The sequence below is a fragment of the Campylobacter concisus genome (genome assembly GCF_003049735.1).
Lineage (GTDB): Bacteria > Campylobacterota > Campylobacteria > Campylobacterales > Campylobacteraceae > Campylobacter_A > Campylobacter_A concisus_AN.
Map to the genome: position 1 here is coordinate 458,977 of NZ_PIRM01000001.1, position 16,782 is coordinate 475,758.

Annotated in this window: 16 protein-coding genes and 1 pseudogene; 4 read left to right on the forward strand and 13 right to left on the reverse strand. The window is 39.0% G+C overall.

Features of this window, described 5'->3' with window-relative positions:
* Nucleotides 1-81: 81 nt before the first annotated feature.
* The gene (locus CVS97_RS02325) at nt 82-903 is read right to left on the reverse strand and encodes a YihY family inner membrane protein (RefSeq protein ID WP_107784945.1); all 822 of its coding nucleotides are present in this window, start codon (nt 901-903) and stop codon (nt 82-84) included.
* A 3-nt stretch (nt 904-906) separates the two neighbouring features.
* Entirely contained in the window at nt 907-1,629 is a 723-nt protein-coding gene (locus CVS97_RS02330; protein WP_021090557.1) for a plasminogen-binding N-terminal domain-containing protein, read from the reverse strand.
* 113 nt (nt 1,630-1,742) lie between these two features.
* Between CVS97_RS02330 and CVS97_RS02335 the strand changes: the two genes are divergently transcribed.
* From CVS97_RS02335 to CVS97_RS02350, 4 genes and pseudogenes are all read left to right on the forward strand, one after another.
* Entirely contained in the window at nt 1,743-2,912 is a 1,170-nt protein-coding gene (locus CVS97_RS02335; protein ID WP_107784946.1) for a peptidoglycan DD-metalloendopeptidase family protein, read from the forward strand.
* 9 nt (nt 2,913-2,921) lie between these two features.
* The gene (gene mgtE, locus CVS97_RS02340; RefSeq protein WP_021090506.1) at nt 2,922-4,289 is read left to right on the forward strand and encodes a magnesium transporter; all 1,368 of its coding nucleotides are present in this window, start codon (nt 2,922-2,924) and stop codon (nt 4,287-4,289) included.
* A complete protein-coding gene (locus CVS97_RS02345; RefSeq protein WP_107784947.1) occupies nt 4,274-4,858 on the forward strand; it encodes an NUDIX domain-containing protein in 585 nt (194 codons plus the stop codon). Before mgtE ends, CVS97_RS02345 begins: the two co-directional genes overlap by 16 nt.
* A 178-nt stretch (nt 4,859-5,036) precedes the next feature.
* Nucleotides 5,037-7,142: pseudogene (locus tag CVS97_RS02350) on the forward strand (RNA degradosome polyphosphate kinase); the annotation flags it as partial.
* A gap of 145 nt (nt 7,143-7,287) precedes the next feature.
* Here the strand turns inward: CVS97_RS02350 and CVS97_RS02355 are convergent.
* From CVS97_RS02355 to CVS97_RS02405, 11 genes are all read right to left on the reverse strand, one after another.
* Nucleotides 7,288-9,096 carry a menaquinone biosynthesis decarboxylase gene (locus CVS97_RS02355; protein ID WP_107784949.1) on the reverse strand — a complete coding sequence of 603 codons (1,809 nt, stop codon included), beginning with the start codon at nt 9,094-9,096 and terminating at the stop codon, nt 7,288-7,290.
* A 332-nt stretch (nt 9,097-9,428) separates the two neighbouring features.
* A complete protein-coding gene (locus tag CVS97_RS02360; protein WP_107784950.1) occupies nt 9,429-9,794 on the reverse strand; it encodes an Imm10 family immunity protein in 366 nt (121 codons plus the stop codon).
* Between the two features lie 3 nt (nt 9,795-9,797).
* Nucleotides 9,798-10,727 (reverse strand): hydroxymethylbilane synthase, encoded by a 930-nt coding sequence (gene hemC, locus CVS97_RS02365; RefSeq protein ID WP_107784951.1) that lies wholly within the window; start codon nt 10,725-10,727, stop codon nt 9,798-9,800.
* An 8-nt stretch (nt 10,728-10,735) separates the two neighbouring features.
* A complete protein-coding gene (locus tag CVS97_RS02370) occupies nt 10,736-11,167 on the reverse strand; it encodes an FxsA family protein (RefSeq protein WP_107784952.1) in 432 nt (143 codons plus the stop codon).
* The gene (locus CVS97_RS02375) at nt 11,164-12,864 is read right to left on the reverse strand and encodes a proline--tRNA ligase (RefSeq protein ID WP_107784953.1); all 1,701 of its coding nucleotides are present in this window, start codon (nt 12,862-12,864) and stop codon (nt 11,164-11,166) included. The genes CVS97_RS02370 and CVS97_RS02375 overlap by 4 nt, the downstream gene beginning before the upstream one ends.
* On the reverse strand, nt 12,854-14,137 hold the full coding sequence (hemA, locus tag CVS97_RS02380) for a glutamyl-tRNA reductase (RefSeq protein WP_107770468.1): 1,284 nt from the start codon (nt 14,135-14,137) through the stop codon (nt 12,854-12,856). Before hemA ends, CVS97_RS02375 begins: the two co-directional genes overlap by 11 nt.
* A complete protein-coding gene (locus CVS97_RS02385; protein ID WP_107784954.1) occupies nt 14,137-15,030 on the reverse strand; it encodes a polyprenyl synthetase family protein in 894 nt (297 codons plus the stop codon). Before CVS97_RS02385 ends, hemA begins: the two co-directional genes overlap by 1 nt.
* Before the next feature lie 10 nt (nt 15,031-15,040).
* Nucleotides 15,041-15,472: a hypothetical protein gene (locus tag CVS97_RS02390; RefSeq protein WP_107784955.1), complete on the reverse strand. Its 432-nt coding sequence runs from the start codon at nt 15,470-15,472 to the stop codon at nt 15,041-15,043.
* The gene (locus CVS97_RS02395) at nt 15,465-15,719 is read right to left on the reverse strand and encodes a DUF2018 family protein (RefSeq protein WP_087578691.1); all 255 of its coding nucleotides are present in this window, start codon (nt 15,717-15,719) and stop codon (nt 15,465-15,467) included. The genes CVS97_RS02390 and CVS97_RS02395 overlap by 8 nt, the downstream gene beginning before the upstream one ends.
* Nucleotides 15,720-15,767: 48 nt before the next feature.
* Nucleotides 15,768-16,391 (reverse strand): HAD family hydrolase, encoded by a 624-nt coding sequence (locus CVS97_RS02400; RefSeq protein ID WP_087579958.1) that lies wholly within the window; start codon nt 16,389-16,391, stop codon nt 15,768-15,770.
* The gene (locus tag CVS97_RS02405; protein ID WP_002940272.1) at nt 16,388-16,720 is read right to left on the reverse strand and encodes a hypothetical protein; all 333 of its coding nucleotides are present in this window, start codon (nt 16,718-16,720) and stop codon (nt 16,388-16,390) included. Before CVS97_RS02405 ends, CVS97_RS02400 begins: the two co-directional genes overlap by 4 nt.
* Nucleotides 16,721-16,782 lie beyond the last annotated feature (62 nt).

Sequence of the window (16,782 nt, forward strand, 5' to 3'; positions counted from 1 at the left end):
ATATTCTACATAAAATAATACAAATCACACTAGCTGGTAAATTTATAAAAATATATTGCCAGCTGGTGTGAACTATTAAATTTATCTTTTAAATTTTGAGCTGTTTGAGAGATAAGCACAAAGCTTTAGCCCATATAAAAAGATGATCCACGAGATGTATATCCAGACAAAGAAGAAAAGCACAGCTGAAAACGAGCCATAAACGCTTAGATAGGTTTTATTATAAAGGACATAATAGACAAAGGCCGACTTGCCAATATACCAAACAAGCGAAGCGGCAAATGAGCTAAAAAATGCGCTTTTAAACTTTATCTCGTCATTTACTGAGATGAGATATGTGATGCAAAATATCGCCCAGATGATGAGATATGGGAATATGCTTAAAAAATTTATCGAGTTTGTGATTACGTTTGAGTTTAGCATCTCTTGAATGAGGCTTGAGAGATAAAAACTACCAGCAAGACCAAGTGGCGCGAGCGTGATAAGAGTCCAATACGAGCTAAGTGCCGACCAAAAACCCCTAGCCTTACTTGCACATGTCACTTTTAAAACTACATATTCGTAGTCACTAAAAAACATAGCCGATGTAAATATCATCGCTACAAAGCCAACTAAGCCTAAATTTCCGCTATTTTGTAAGAAATTTTGCAAATAGCTCGAGATGATCTCTTGATTACTTGGCAAAAGAGCCGAAAATATAAAGTCCTGAATCTTGGCGTAATAATCCTCAAAACTAGGCAGCTTTGTAAAGATAGAAAACGATATAAGAAGTATCGGAATGATCGATAAAATCGTATGAAAACTAAGGCTTGAGGCATAGTGGAAGAGCTCTTTGTCCTTAAGCGTTGGGAGCAAATTTAAAAACTCCTTTAAATTTTGCTTACTTAAGGACAAACGGCTCATTTATCAGTTATCTTCTTCGAAAAGTTTTTCGTAGTGAGCGTCGTAGTTGTTGATATGCTCGCTATTTAGCTTCCAAAAGACGGTGTCTATGTCGCTAACTCTTGTATAAAATGGCAGCTGATAGTACTCAACCTCACCACTTTTAAATTCTTTTAGCACTTTAAAGCTTTGGCAATCAGCAAAAACGCTTCTGCCATCCATCGCTACGAAAATTAAACCAGCTGCACTTTGAGCGCACATTTTTCTAAAGTCATCTCTGCTTGGATTTGGCTTGTATTCGTAGCTTAGATACGCTCCTATAATATCTGGGTGAATAAATATCATATTTGGAAACGCAGATGTGATCTCTTCGTAAATTTCTTTATTTGGTACGATGATTAATGAGCGGTTATAAAGATAGTTTAGCACGACCATATCGCCATTTGCAGGTGCAATGCCTGGAAGCGGGAGCGCCTTTTGCTCAAGCAGATCAAACACCTCAAATCTAATCTTAGCAAAGCCAGAATTTTTTGAGATAACACTAACTCTTGCGATGATAGAGCTATCAGTATCAAATTTATGAAGTACGACACCACTTGAGCCGATTAAAATTTCTGGACTATCAACTATCGTCGCTGTGCCATCACTATCGACGCTAATTATAGGAGTTCTATACTCATTTAAAGAAAAATCGGCCCCAAAAGCAAAGCCAAAAACTAGCGATAAAATCACAAATATACGTTTCAAAAATATCTCCTAAGTTTAAATTTTTAGAGCGATTATAGCCTAAAATGCTTTATCTTTTGCAAAATTAAAGCAAGTTTTAGTTAAAATCCCACCAGCTTTTTAAAAGGACATTAATGCCTCGTATTTTTATAATTTTTGCAATATTATCTATAAATTTATACGCTATAAAGCCAAGTGTCGACGAGCTTAGCTGGCCAAATGGAAGTAACTTCTTAAATTTCTTAGAGACAAACAAAATCCCACTTTCACTTTACTATAACTTAGCAACCGAAGATCAAGAGCTAACAGAAGAGATCATCGCTGGCACAAAGTATCAAATTTATAAAGACGACAACGGCAATACCAAACAAGTGCTAATCCCTGTTAGCGACGAGCTTCAAATGCATATTTTTAGAGATGACAATGATAAATTTAAGCTCGAATTTCTTCCCATCTCTTATCAAAGCGAAGATAAATTTTTAGCCTTAAAGGTGGACAAATCAGTCTCTGAAGACATTTTTGACTACACTGGCTCTGGCACGCTAGCTCTTGGCTTTAAAGAAATTTTTAAAGGAAGTGGCATTGATTTTAAAAAGATAAACAAAGGCGATACGATTGCTATCGTTTATAATCAAAAAATACGCATGGGCCGCTCTTTTGGCACTCCAGAAATTTATGCTGCGATGATAGAAACAAAAAATAAACGATATGTTATGTATAAATTTGAAGATAAATTTTATGATAAAAACGGCAAGAAAAATGATAAATTTTTACTAGTTCGCCCTCTTGCAAACGCTAGAATCACATCGGCTTTTACTCTAAAAAGATGGCACCCTATTTTACAAAGATATAGAGCACACCTTGGCGTTGACTACGGTGCTCCAAAAGGCACACCAATCAAAGCTGCAGGTGATGGCACGGTTAAATTTGTCGGACAAAAAAGCGGATATGGCAGAACCGTCATCATCTCTCACGCTGGTGGCTATGAGACACTTTATGCTCACTTAAATGGCTTTGCTAAAGGCATAAAAGGCGGACTAAAAGTTAAGCAAGGTACGCTCATAGCCTACGTTGGTACAAGCGGTATGAGCACAGGACCACATCTACATTTTGGTCTTTATAGGGACAATAAGCCTATCAATCCAGAAAGTGCAATAAAGGTCGTTAGAAGCCTAGAAGACAAGAAAGAATCAGCTAAATTTAAAGCAGTTGTTAGCAAAAATGACGAGCTAATAAAAAATGCTTTAAGCAACGAAAAAGAGTATCATAAAGTGGAATTTTTCCCTAATGTAATAGAATTTTAAAGGTAAAACTTGAGCCAAGAACTAGAAGAAGCAAAAGAGCTGATAGATCAGCATTTAGATGAAAATTTAGAAGACAATGAACTCTCGCCTTACGAGCTAGCCCAGCACCTAAAAACACTTAAAAAGCACGACGAAGAGCTTTTTGCTCACTATCTTGAGAAGCTAGATCCTGAAATTTTAGGCGATGTCGCTATCGAACTACCTGATCACATGCTAAAAGATGTGATCGAACAGCTTCCAGCTGAAAAGATCGTAGAAGCACTTGAAGAGCTAGAGAGTGATGATGCGACTGATTTGCTTCAATACATCGAGGATATCGATGAGGATAAAGCTAGAGAGCTTTTTAATGAGCTTGATAGAGAAAACCAAAATGAAATTTTAAGGCTTAGAAGCTACGAAGAAGATAGAGCTGGTGCGCACATGCAAACAGAGCTTTTTTCGGCTCATCTTGAAGAAAAGCTTGGCAATGCAGTAGCAAGGCTTAGACGAGAAAAGCAAGAAGGCAAGCTAGAAAATATCTCACAGCTTTTTATCATTGATAAGAACGGCGTTTTACAATACGCTATCCCACTTGAAGATCTTATACTTTTTGATTTTACAAAGACGCTAAAGCAAAATATCGAGTCAGCACAGATCGATCACTACAAGCCACACGTTGCAAATGATATGGACCTTATGCAAAATGTCGCTGATATGTTTCAAGAGTACGATCTAAACGTTATTGCAGTTACTAGTAGTACTGGGATTTTACTTGGTCGTATCACATCTGATGACATCCACGACTACATTCAAGAGAGTGCAACTGAGCAAATTTATAACCTAGCCGGCGTTGATGACGAGTCAGAAGAGGATGATACGCTATTTAAAGCGGGTCGTGGTCGTGCGGTTTGGCTTGGTGTAAATTTACTAACAGCTCTTTTTAGCTCGTCTATAATCGGACTTTTTGACGAGACAATCGCAGCCTACGTCGCTCTTGCTGTTTTAATGCCAATAGTTGCGTCAATGGGTGGGAATACCGGCACACAAGCACTTGCTGTTACGGTTCGCCGTCTAGCACTTGGCGAGATAGAGTTTAAAGATGCCAAAAATGTTCTAAAACGTGAGGTTAGTATTTCACTCATAAATGGACTAATCTTTGGTGTGGTAATGGGCATAATCGCCTCTGTTTGGTTTGACAAAGGTATGCTTGGCGTTGTTATCGGGCTTAGCATGGTCACAAATTTATTCTTTGCTGGCTTTTTTGGCACGATCATACCTTTGACGCTAAGGCGCTTTAACATAGATCCTGCAGTCGGTTCAGCCGTCATTCTTACTACTTTTACTGATGCGATAGGATTTTTTAGCTTTTTAGGACTTGCAAAATGGATACTACTATAACTAATTTAGAAATTCTGCCTCTTGGTGAATCAAAATACCTAAAGCCATTTAAGATGAAATTTATGCAAAATGGCGTCCAAAGAGATTGGGACTGCGTAAAAGTGATGAATAGCGTTAGTATTTTTTTATATCACGAGCAAAAAGATGCCTTTTTGTTTGTAAAGCAGTTTCGCCCGGCTGTTTGGTACTCGCAAGAGAAAGAAGGCATCAAAACAAATGAGCAAGGCTTTACTTACGAGCTTTGCGCAGGGCTTATGGATAAAGGACTAAGCGAAGAGCAAACAGCCAGAGAAGAGGCGATCGAAGAAGTGGGCTATGAGCTAAAAGATATAGAGCGTATCACGATGACATACGGTGCTTTTGGCTTTGGAGGTAACATGCAAACTATGTTTTACGCAAAGATTGATGAGAGTATGAAGGTAAATTCTGGCGGTGGCGTCGATGGCGAAGATATCGAGCTTGTTTTCATAAAGCGAGAAGATATGATGAAATTTGCCTTTGACGAGAGCAAAGTCAAGGGCTTTGGGCTCATATTTGCTTATTTGTGGTGGGAGAAATTTAAAAGCTAAAACGATATCTTTTTAATAAGCGCAAAAACAACGACTGCCACTAAAAAGATACCAACTAATATCACATAATCAGACATAACAAGCCTTTAAATTTAAATTTTGGCTTATTGTAACCAAAAATTTAAATAAAGTAAGAACTTTATAACCGCACATATCATAAAATAACTCAAAAACGCACAAGGAGAAGATGATGAGCGAAAATGAAACTCTTTTTATAAACCGAGAATTAAGCTGGCTACGCTTTAATTCAAGGGTGCTCACTCAGTGTGAAAAGGAAATTCCTTTACTTGAAAAGCTAAAATTTATAGCTATTTATATGACAAATCTAGACGAGTTTTATATGATCAGAGTCGCTGGCTTAAAGCAGCTTTTCGCAGCTGGAGCTACTACAAGCAGTGGCGATGGCATGAGCCCACTTGAACAGCTAAGAGAGATTAGAAAATATCTACAAAATGAGCAAAATTTAGTAGAAGATCACTATAAAAAAACAGTAAATGCTCTTAGCAAGGAGGGGCTTTTTATAAAAAGTTATGACGAGCTTGATGATAGCTTGAAGCAAAAGTGCGACGAATACTTTTTCTCAAATATCTTGCCAGTCATCGTTCCTATCGCTGTCGATGCGACTCATCCATTTCCGCACCTAAACAACCTTAGCTTCTCTCTTGCAGTTAAGCTTGCTGATATCGAGCATCCAGAAATTTTAAAATACGGCATGATAAGAATTTCAAGAGTCTTACCACGTTTTACACAGCCAAGTAGCAATGTTTTTGTGCCGATTGAAACGATCGTACATCGCCACGCAGAAGAAATTTTCCCAGGATATAAGCTACTTAGCTCGGCTGCTTTTAGAGTGACAAGAAACGCTGATATCGTCATCGAAGAAGAAGAAGCGGATGATTTTATGATGATACTTGAGCAAGGGCTAAAGCTTCGCAGAAAAGGAGCTTTTGTTCGTATGCAAATCGATAAAAACGTAGACGCTGATATCTTGGACTTTTTAAATTTTCATATGAAAATTTTTCATAAAGATGTCTATTTTTCAAGCATTCCGCTCACTCTTAGCTCGCTTTGGGAGATAGCTGGAAGTAAAAATTTTACCCACCTAGCAAATGCACCTTATGTTCCAAAAACGCTACCACCATTTGGCAATGGTATATCTGTATTTGACGCCATAGATAAAGAAGATGTACTCTTAGTGCATCCATTTGAGAGCTTTGATCCAGTTGTAAGCTTTATAAAAGAAGCCAGCAAAGATCCAAAAGTTATATCCATTAGAATGACACTTTATAGAGTCGATAAAAGTTCACCAATAATTCAAAGTCTAATAGACGCCGCAAGTGATGGCAAGCAAGTAACTGTGATGGTTGAGCTAAAAGCTAGGTTTGATGAGGAAAATAACCTACACTGGGCAAAGGCGCTTGAAGACGCTGGAGCGCACGTGATATACGGCATCACAGGCTTTAAGGTGCATGCAAAAGTTAGCCAGGTCATCCGCCAAATCGGCGATAAGCTTAAATTTTATATGCACTTTGGCACAGGTAACTACAACGGCAGTTCGGCTAAAATTTACACCGACGTGAGCCTATTTACGAGCAAAGAAGAATTTAGCCAGGATACGACCTCGTTTTTTCACATCCTCTCAGGATATAATAAAAATCGCCGTCTAAACGCTCTTAGCATGTCGCCTTTTCAGATAAAAGAGCGTATCATCGAAAAGATAAGAGTAGAAGCTAGCAAAGGCAGCGAGGGTAGGATCATCGCCAAAATGAACGCACTAATCGATGAAGATGTGATAAATGAGCTTAGCCGCGCATCAAACGCAGGTGTAAAGATCGATCTTATAGTTCGTGGTGTGTGCGGACTAAGACCTGGCATAAAAGGCAAAAGCGAAAACATCAAAGTTCGCTCGATCATTGGCAAATACTTAGAGCACGCTAGAATTTTATATTTTAAACATGCTCAGCCAAAAATTTATATCTCAAGTGCTGACTGGATGCCAAGAAATCTAGAGCGTCGCTTGGAGCTTATGACGCCTATTTTTGAGCCAAGACTTCAAGAGAGGTTGCTTGAAATTTTAGAGCTTCAGCTAAGCGATAACGATCTAGCATTTGAGCTACAAAATAGCGGTGAATACGTAAAAGTAGCAAGAAGCGAAAACGAAAAAGTAATATCTTGCCACGAAGTTTTGGAAAATTATATATCTAAAATTTATAAATCTGTAAAAAAAGATACAGATAAAGCAAAAGCCGATATGCTCGCAAGTAAGCTCTTAAAAGAGAGCTAAAAATAAATTAAGCTTTTAGACCTAGTCTAAAAGCTATTTTTAAATTAGCAAACAAACACTAGCGTTTGATTAAGCAAGTCTTATTAAAAATTTCAAATCCGCAGCAAAAAAGCAAAATTTATAAATTTACTTGAGTACCTCAAAGCTAGCCAAATATTTCAAATTTTTTAAATAGCTCTGGCTCATCTTTTACGATACCGCGCTTAATTAGATCAGCAACTACTTCGCGGTCACAATCCGTTTGTAACGGCCAGCCTCTAGTATATCCCTCACGCTCATCTTTACTAGTGGCATCTATGCAGAAATTTTCACCATCTATGAAAATATCACGCAACGCATCGATATTGTTTGTCACACGCCAAAGTAGCATATATGGGTTTTCAAGGTAATTTTGCATATCTACAACGATAAGGAGCTTGAAAAAATCTCTAAATATCAAAAGCTTGTCAAAAAGCTCTTTTACCACACAATCTTTTTCAAATTTCACCATACAAATAGGCGTTTTGGTATCCGTTTTAAACTGCTTAAGCTCTTTTACATTTGGCGTAACGCTTTGAAATTTAGCCAAAAGCTCGCTGTCGCTTAAAACCACAGGGCTAAATTTACAAAAGTCTTGCGTCGCATCTACGCCGAGTTTGCCACCAAAACACGAATTTGGACTAGCATGATCAAGCTGATCGCACACGCCTTGGCTTATTAGCACACTCTGGCTACCAAAACGATTTAGAACAAAGCTAGTAAATTCATCATAATCTTTAAGTTCAGGCGCATCGGCTCCAACAAAAATGGCATGTTTTACAAAGCTCATCTGCCCAACGCCCCAAAATGCGTGCATAGCCTGCTTTGCATGAGCTGGATAGAGCGTATTTATCTTGGCTAAGATTAGGTTGTGAAAAACGCCATTTTCAGGCATATTGTAGTCCAGTAGTTCAGGCACGGTCGTTCGCAAAAGCGGTAAAAAAACTCGCTCAGTCGCCCAGCCCATATATTTATCCTCAAGTGGCGGCTTTCCAACCACAGTCGCGTGAAATACCGGTTCACGCTTGCTAGTTATCGCCGTTACATCCATCACTGGAAAAGGCTCGATAGGCGTATAAAAGCCAGTATGATCGCCAAATGGTCCCTCAAGCTCACTCTTAGTCGTATCCACAAAGCCCTCTATCACGTAGTCTGCATCGTGCGGGACGTAAATTTCATTTGTTAAAGATTTTACAAGTTTGGCCGGCTCTTTGCGGATGAAGCCATAAAGCAAAAGTTCAAAAACTCCCTTTGGAAGCGGTGCTTGCCCACACCAAATATAAAGCGGATCACCGCCAATAGCTACTGAAACCGGCATCTTTTTGCCTGCACGCTTGTACTCGTGAAAGAAATTTGCACCGTCTTTGTGGATCTGCCAGTGCATGCCAAGGCGGTTTTTGTCATAAATTTGCAGTCTATACATACCTAAATTTTGCAAATTTCCATCCAAGCTTTGCGTATAAACCTGTCCCATTGTAATAAAAGCGCCACCATCATGTGGCCATGTTTTTAGTGCTGGAAGTGATAGCAAATCAGCATCTTCACCTATAAATTTTACCTGCTGGCACTCGCCCTCGCCTTTTAATCTCTTAGTGAAAATTTTTCTCATATTAAAAAGATAGTTTAAAAAATCAAGCTTTTCTTTGAGATTACGAGGTTTTCTGGGCTTTAAAAGCTTTTCTATCTCTTCTGCTATCTCATCAGGCTTTAGCCCAAAGATAAGCTCAAGTGCGTGTTTTGAGCCATAGATATTTGTAAGCACTGGGGCAAATTTACGCCCAGTTTTTTTGCATACTGGGTTTTTAAAAAGTAGCGCTTGCGAGTTTTCGCGCTTGACCTCGATGTAGCTAGCGTGCGCGATCTCAAGATCAATATCTGTTGGCTCGTCGATAACACGAAGTAGATTATTTTCTTTTAAAAGCTTGATGTAGTCCATATTTCGCCTTTTTGATTTTTGGGCGATTTTAGCCAAAAATAGCTGAAAAAGGCGAAGCAAAGCGGATGGCTATTATTTACCGCACACACAGATAATTATCAGAGTATTCAATCGTTATCTCGGAGCCACCTTTGCGATATTTCCTCACCATTTAAATAGACGCAAGTACTAAATTTATACTCCATTGTCGAATGTGCGCAAACTAGCGCTCAACGCACAGCCACACATGGCCGGCATACTTATGTCTTTTCAAGGTAATTCATTGCAAATTTTTTATTAGGTTAAACACTAGATGGCATCGCAGTTTTAAAAACGGCAGTAAATTTTATTAATTACTTCGATATGCTACATTTTAGCAGTTTGCCAAATATCTCTTTGCTATATTTCATAAAGCGCTCATTAAGCTTTACATCCTCGGTATCTACGCAAATGAGGCTATCTTGCACCTCAAAAATGATAGTTTTATCAGTGACCTTCACTTGTTTGCAAGCGTTGTAGCAAACATCGCCGTTGCACTCTGCGTATATGCCGTTTATATCGGCGTTTTCGTCGTCATCACTTTTTAGTTTGATCGGTCTTTGAAAGATTATGTAGTTTTTGTAGTCGTATTTGTCGTCTGCAAGACCGATCATATAGTAGTTGTCTTTGCTATTTTTAGTAGCGGTTAGGGCTTTTGCTTTAAATTTTAGCTCAAACACACTCTAAGCCATCTCTTCAGCGCGTTTTAAAAGCTCTTTTGCCCCTTTTTCTATAAATTTATGAGCTAGCTCCTTGCCAACGCTTTGAAATTTGTCTTTGCTGACCTTTAAGCTATCTTTTATAAACTCGCTTCCATCAGGCAGACCAACGATCGCATCGATAGAAATTTCATCACCTTTTAGCCTTGCACTTATGCCTATTGGCACTTGGCAGCCACCCTCTAAAACGCTTACAAAGTCACGCTCTATGGTCGTTTCTATGACTGCATTTTCGTCGTTTAAAAAAGAGATCTCATCTAAAATTTTCTTCTCATCTCTAGCCTCTACCCCAAGAGCACCCTGCCCCATTGCAGGTATCATCTCGTCAAAACCAAATGTGTAGATGTGCGCCACTTCAGCCTTGATATTTAAGCGATTTATGCCAGCCATCGCCAAAATGATCGCGTCAAATTCGCCCTCTTTTAGCTTTCTAAGTCTAGTTTGCACATTACCTCGAAGCGAGATGATCTCAAGATCAGGCCTCATGATAAGTAGCTGCATCTTGCGGCGTAGGCTAGTTGTACCAACCCTTGCACCGTGCGGTAGGTCGCTAAATTTAGCAAATTTCTCACTTATCATCGCATCTCTAGTATCCTCGCGTGAGCAAATGGCTGCAAGTTTAAGCCCTTCTGGAAATACGACAGGCACGTCTTTTAGACTATGTACTGCGATGTCAGTCTCGCCTTTTAGCATGCTATCTTCAAGCTCTTTTGTAAAAAGCCCCTTACCTCCGATCTTCGCAAGCGGAGTGTCAAGGATTACATCACCCTTTGTCTTCATGCCCTCAAGCACGACCTTCATGCCCTTGTGCTGCGCCTCGATCCTAGCCTTGATATGCTCACTTTGCCAAAGCGCTAAGATACTCTTTCTAGTTGCTATTTTTATCTCTTTCATCATCACTCCTAATTTACTCTTTTTGGCTCTTCTATGACCTCAACATCGATGATCTCGCCCTCATTTTCTCTTGGGGCGTGCTGGCTAAAATTTTGAAATTTAAACTCCTGATAGCTCTCATTTTTCGCCACATTTTTCTTAAATATCAAAGAAAAAACGACTACGGCTATACCAAAAATATCTGTTAAAATTCCTGGCAGACACAAAAGCATTCCGCCAAAGCTAAGTCCTAACTGGCTAAATAAATTTCCGCCAAGAAAGCTTTTAAGCGCCACTTGAGGCGAATTTAAACTAGAAAATCCACTATTTAAAAGAAGTGCGATACCTACAAATCCAGAAACAAGTACCTCAAGAAAATAGTTCAAAAAACCAAATTTATCCACAAAAACGTATATAAGCACCGCTTCTATGATAAAAAATAAAAATGCGAAAAATCTCATAAACTTTCTTTTATTTTTCTAAAGGCGTCATCTATGCCGATCGTCTCTTTGCTTAGCCCATCTCTTGTGATAAACTCGACCTTGCCATTTGCAAATTCTTTACCCACAAGCAACGCATAAGGAAAGCCGATAAGCTCAAAATCATTCATCTTAACGCCAAATCTCTCGTTTCTATCATCGATGATGACGCTAACGCCAGCTTTTTTAAGGCTCTCATAAAGCTCAAATGCAAATTTCACGCCCTCTTCATCTTTTAAATTTGAGATGATGATCTCGACGTCAAACGGCGCACACTCTTTTTTCCAGATGCAGCCCTTTTCGTCGTGGCTAGCCTCTATCATCACAGCGATCAGCCTGCTTATGCCGATGCCGTAGCAGCCCATCAAAAATGGCTTTGCCTTGCCATTTTCATCAAGATATGTCGCATTCATCGCAGCTGAATATTTATCGCCTAGCTGAAAGATATGACCAACTTCTATGCCCTTGCTAAGTTTTAAATTTCCGCCACACTCTGGGCATTTATCACCCTCTTTTACCTTTACAAGGTCTTTAAATCTCTCTTCGTTAAACCCGCTAACACTAACTCCAACAAAGTGGTAATCCTTTTCGTTGGCACCACATATCATATTATTTGCGCCTTTTAGCTCGTTGTCTATGTAAAATTTTACATCCTTTAGCCCAACTGGTCCGCAAAATCCAGCCACAAGCCCATCTTTTATAATCTCTTCTTCGCTAGCATCGACAAGTTCGAGCGCCTTGCAAGCATTTTGCGCCTTTGTCTCTTGAAGCTCGTCATCGCCCCTTACAAAAAAGACCACAACTTCTTCTTTGTCTTCATAAATAGCTTTTTTAATAACAGCTTTTATGCAGTAAAACTCGCTAACTTTAAAAAACTCAGCCACACCTTTTATAGTCTTTGTATCTGGCGTTTTAAATTTAGCCGCGTCAGCCTCTGGTGCCTCAGCATCGGTTGTTCTAGCTTTTCTCCTAGCAGCCTCTATATTTGCAGCGTATTTGCAAGCCTCACAGCAAAGGATGTCATCTTCGCCATTACTTGCAAGCACCATAAATTCTTTACTGCCGCTACCGCCGATAGCTCCACTATCAGCCTCAACGGCTCTAAAATTTAGCCCCAAACGAGTGAAAATTTTACTATAAGTTGCCTCCATAAGGTCAAACTCACGCTTTAGATCCTCTTTGCTTGAGTGAAAGCTATAAGCATCTTTCATCGTAAATTCTCGTCCTCTTAGCAAGCCAAAGCGTGGCCTTGCTTCGTCACGAAATTTAGTATTTATCTGGTATAAATTTAGTGGTAGCTGCTTGTAGCTAGTCACCTTGCCACGTACCAAAGCAACGGCTGCCTCTTCGTTTGTAGGGCTTATAACAAAGTCATTTTCTTTTCTATCTTTAAAGCGTAAAAGCTCCTTGCCAAAGACATTGTAACGTCCACTTTGCTTCCAAAGTTCGCCTGAAGTAACCACACTAAAGCTCACCTCTAGCGCACCAGCCTCATCCATCTCCTCTCGTGCGATACGAGAAATTTTCTCATGCATGATCTTTCCAAGCGGTAGATAGTTATAAAGACCAGAGCCTATCTGCTCGACAAATCCACCTCTTATTAAAAATTTATGACTTGGCAAAGAGGCGTCTTTTGGCGCTTCTTTGGTCGTTGGTGCATAAAATTTACTAAATCTCATCTATATCTCCCACTTGAAAATTTTGCTCTTCTTTTATATCAAATAAAAATCTAACTCCATTTGAAAGCTCACTAGATCTCTCCTCATCCGCAAGACTTTTTAGCTTCATCGTTGGCTGATGTAAGAAGGCTTTAAAAACTTGATGAATGAGCTTTTGTGCCTCCTCATAGTCACTATGCTTTAAATATCCTTTTTTTATCGCTTTTTCTAGCTCATTTTTAGCGCAAATTTCAGCCTGTTTGCGGATCGATTTTATAAGTGGCACACTCATATCTTCTTTTAAAATTTTTAAAAATTCGCTTGTGCCTTGGCCTACGATCGAATAAGCCTTTTGTGCTTGCTCCTCTCTTAGGGCTAAATTTTTCCTTACTATCTCCTCTAAACTATCAACCGTATAGACGCTAATAAATTCTGTATTTATAAGGTCAATATCCCTTGGCACGGCAATATCAAAAAAGTATCTGTGAAATTCTCTTGGTTCGATTATGGCGTTCGTGATGATAGCGTGCGGGGCCGCGGTGCTTGAAAATATCAGATCATAATTATTTACATACTCTTTTAATTTCAAAATGCTATCCCAGCTAGCGTTATCACCCAGGCTATCAACTAGCTGCTCAACACGATCCGAGCTTCTGTTTATGATGATGACTTCTGCACCACTTGAGATTAGGTGTTTTGCTGCTAGCTCGCCCATTTCGCCAGCGCCTACGACGATAGCAGTTTTTCCTTCAAGCGTGCCAAAAATTTCTTTTGCTTTTGCCACAGCAACGCTTGAAACGGAGATCGGGTTTTTAGAAATTTGAGTTTCATTTCTAACTTTAGCAGCACATTTACATGCATAGTGGATGATTTTACTGATTTGTTCGCCGCAAGCTGAGCTATCGTAAGCAAATTTAAAAGCATTTTTTAGCTGGCCAACGATCTGCGTTTCGCCGACGACTAGGCTATCAAGCGAGCTTGCCACAGCAAAGAGGTGGTGCACGGCTCCGCTATCTTCATAAATATCAGCCCTTTCATAAAGCTCATCTTCAAAAACACCTGAAAATACAGACATGCACCTAAATGCATGCGTCGTTGCACTTTCTAGATCACTAACGCTTGCAATTATCTCAACGCGGTTGCATGTATTTAAAACCATACATTCGTTTATACTTTTGTTTGATCTTAGTAGTTTTAAAATTTGCTCTTTTTTCTCATCGCTATCAAATGCAAGCTTTTCTCTAACTGAAATATCAGTATTTTTATATGTAAAACTTATATCTAAATAGTGCATTAAAATTCCCTATCTATCATGCTTTTTATGATCCCTTCAAGCTCGGCGTTTTTATACTCTCTTATCGCTTCTATCGCTTCAGTCCCAAGCCTTTTTGCTTCATTAACCGCTTTTTGAAGCGAATTTGTCTTAATAAATTCCTCTTTTAGCCATGAAATTTCACTCGCATTTAACTTCTTTGACCAAAGCGATCTAAGCTTTGCTTTGCCAGCTTCGTCTAAGCTCTTATAAAGATAAATGTAAGGAAGTGTAGTTTTTCCTTCGACAAAGTCATTGAGTGCTGGCTTGCCAAGCGTTTTCTCATCTTGAGTTATGTCTAAGATATCATCAACGATCTGAAATGCAAGGCCTAAATTTTTGCCGTAAATTCCAAATTTCTCACTATCTTTGCCAGCTAGCTTCGCCCCACAAATAGCCGTGGCTTCTATCAAAACAGCTGTTTTATAATAGATCATTTTTAAATATTCTTGCTCGTTTTCATTAAAATTTTCAGCCATTTTTACATCCATCATCTCGCCGATACTTAGCTTGCTGACTGCGTCTGAGATGATAGCCGCGATGCTTGGATCAAATTTTGTAAGCTCAAAATAAGCCTTTGAGTAGAGGATGTCGCCCAACATAACCGAGTTTTTACTACCAAAAAGTGCGTTTATACTTGGCTTGCCACGCCTTATATTTGCCTCGTCTATGACGTCGTCGTGAAGCAAACTTGCAAGGTGGATGAGCTCGATGATAGCGCAAAGTTTAAGTGAAATTTCGCTCTCACCCGCGATCTTTAAAAGAAGTTTTGAGCGTAGCTTCTTGCCTGAGCTTATCTTTAAAAACATCTCAAACGCCTCTTTGTAGCCAAGCTCGCTTATAAATTTACCTATTATTTCATCGATTTTATCCATTTTTATCCTTCTATTTAGCCTCATCTGGATCTCTAAAACCCACATCCACACGCTTGCTCTCATCTAGCAGAGCCGCCCTAAAATGCGCCTTTTTATCCTTAAAATCAATAAATGATATATAAAGGCTTACACTCTCATTTGGCGGCATCGTAAAATCAGGCAAAACTCGCTGCATATAGGTGTTTTGTCCTTGTCTTAGCGAAAAGACCATCTGCCTTGGATAGCGCCTAAAAAAGCTTTGCACAGTGATATTTGTACTATCAAATAGCGTCCAACGAAAGTCAAACGTTTCAACCCTTTGGGTTCGCTTTTCAGTTATAAATACCCTAGCCCACTCATCTTTTTTAAGCTCAAATGTATGCACCGAACTTGGGTCAAAATTTGGCTCTTTTGCAAAAGCAATGGAGGCAAGCAAAGCAATGAGCGCGAAAATCTTACTCATTTTGGCTTAAAATTTCTCCGCTAAGCTCGATATATAGGTCATTTACTCCGTTATAAATTTTATCTTGCTCTGAGACTATAAAATTTCTGATCTCGCCCTCGCTAATGCCATGCTTTTCGCAAAGCTCGCTCATAGCCACAAATTTCTCAAAAATTTTATCTATCTCGTTTTTAACCAAAACGGCATTTGCGTTAAACAAAATGTCATAAAATTTATCTCTCGCACTGCCCTCAAATATATCTATCATCGTTGTTTCTTTGAAAATTTCTTAAGATTATAGCCAATTAAAACTAAGTTAAAAATTTAATATTATCTCCCAAGCTTCGCTAACATTTTTAGCGTTATATGTGGCAGTTTTGCTCTCCTCGCCAAATCCCCAGCTAACTTGCAAGAAAGGCATATTTGCATTTTTGGCTGCTAGCTCGTCTTTTAGGCTATCTCCAACAAAGATCGCCTTACTAGCTTTAGTTTTACTAACAGCTAGGTGAAGCATCGCAGGATCAGGCTTTTGTGGTATCTCCTTGCTAGCGCCTATGACCTCGTCAAATAGCTCGTAAATTTCATTTTTCTTTAAAATTTTCTCTAGCGTATCGTGTGGTGCGTTGCTTGCCAAAACGACTTTGTAATGAGCCTCTTTGCACTTTTGCAAAAGCTCTTTTACACCCTCATATATAGTCGCGCACTCATCGTAAAATTTCTTAAATTTCTCTTCAAAGCCCTCTTTTAAGCTCCTACTTGGCGTGTCGATGCCGTAAAACTCAAGGGGTAAATTTCTACCTGGCTCGTTGATCGCTTTTATGATAAATTCTTTTTCAAGTGGCGATAAATTTAGCTCATTTCTTACTTCATTTACCGTTTTATATATCGCCTCGCCACTATCGATTACAGTGCCATCCATATCGAAAATAACTACTTTCAATCCTCATCCTTAAATTTATTTTTATGTTTCTCTTTTTTATATGTCTTTTGATTTTTTAGCTTATCAAGCAGGTTTGCCGCCTTCAAAAGCTCCTCTTTTGGGGCGTTTTTGATAAGCAAATTTATAAAATTTTCTAGTGCCTTTGAGTATGGCTGATCAAGATAGACAGCTTCGACTTTTTCGATGACTTTCGCGTTTTTCTCCACTCTTTGGCGAAATTCAGTCTCATCAAAGTCATCTCTTTTTAGCCCATTTATCGCTGATTTTGCAAATTTTTCTAGCGCACGAAGATATTTTACACGTTTAAATTTGTCCGTAACTTGGTTCAAATTTTTCCTTTTTTTTGGCAAATTATATCAAAATTTGATTTTATCCCCTAAATTTTGGCTTT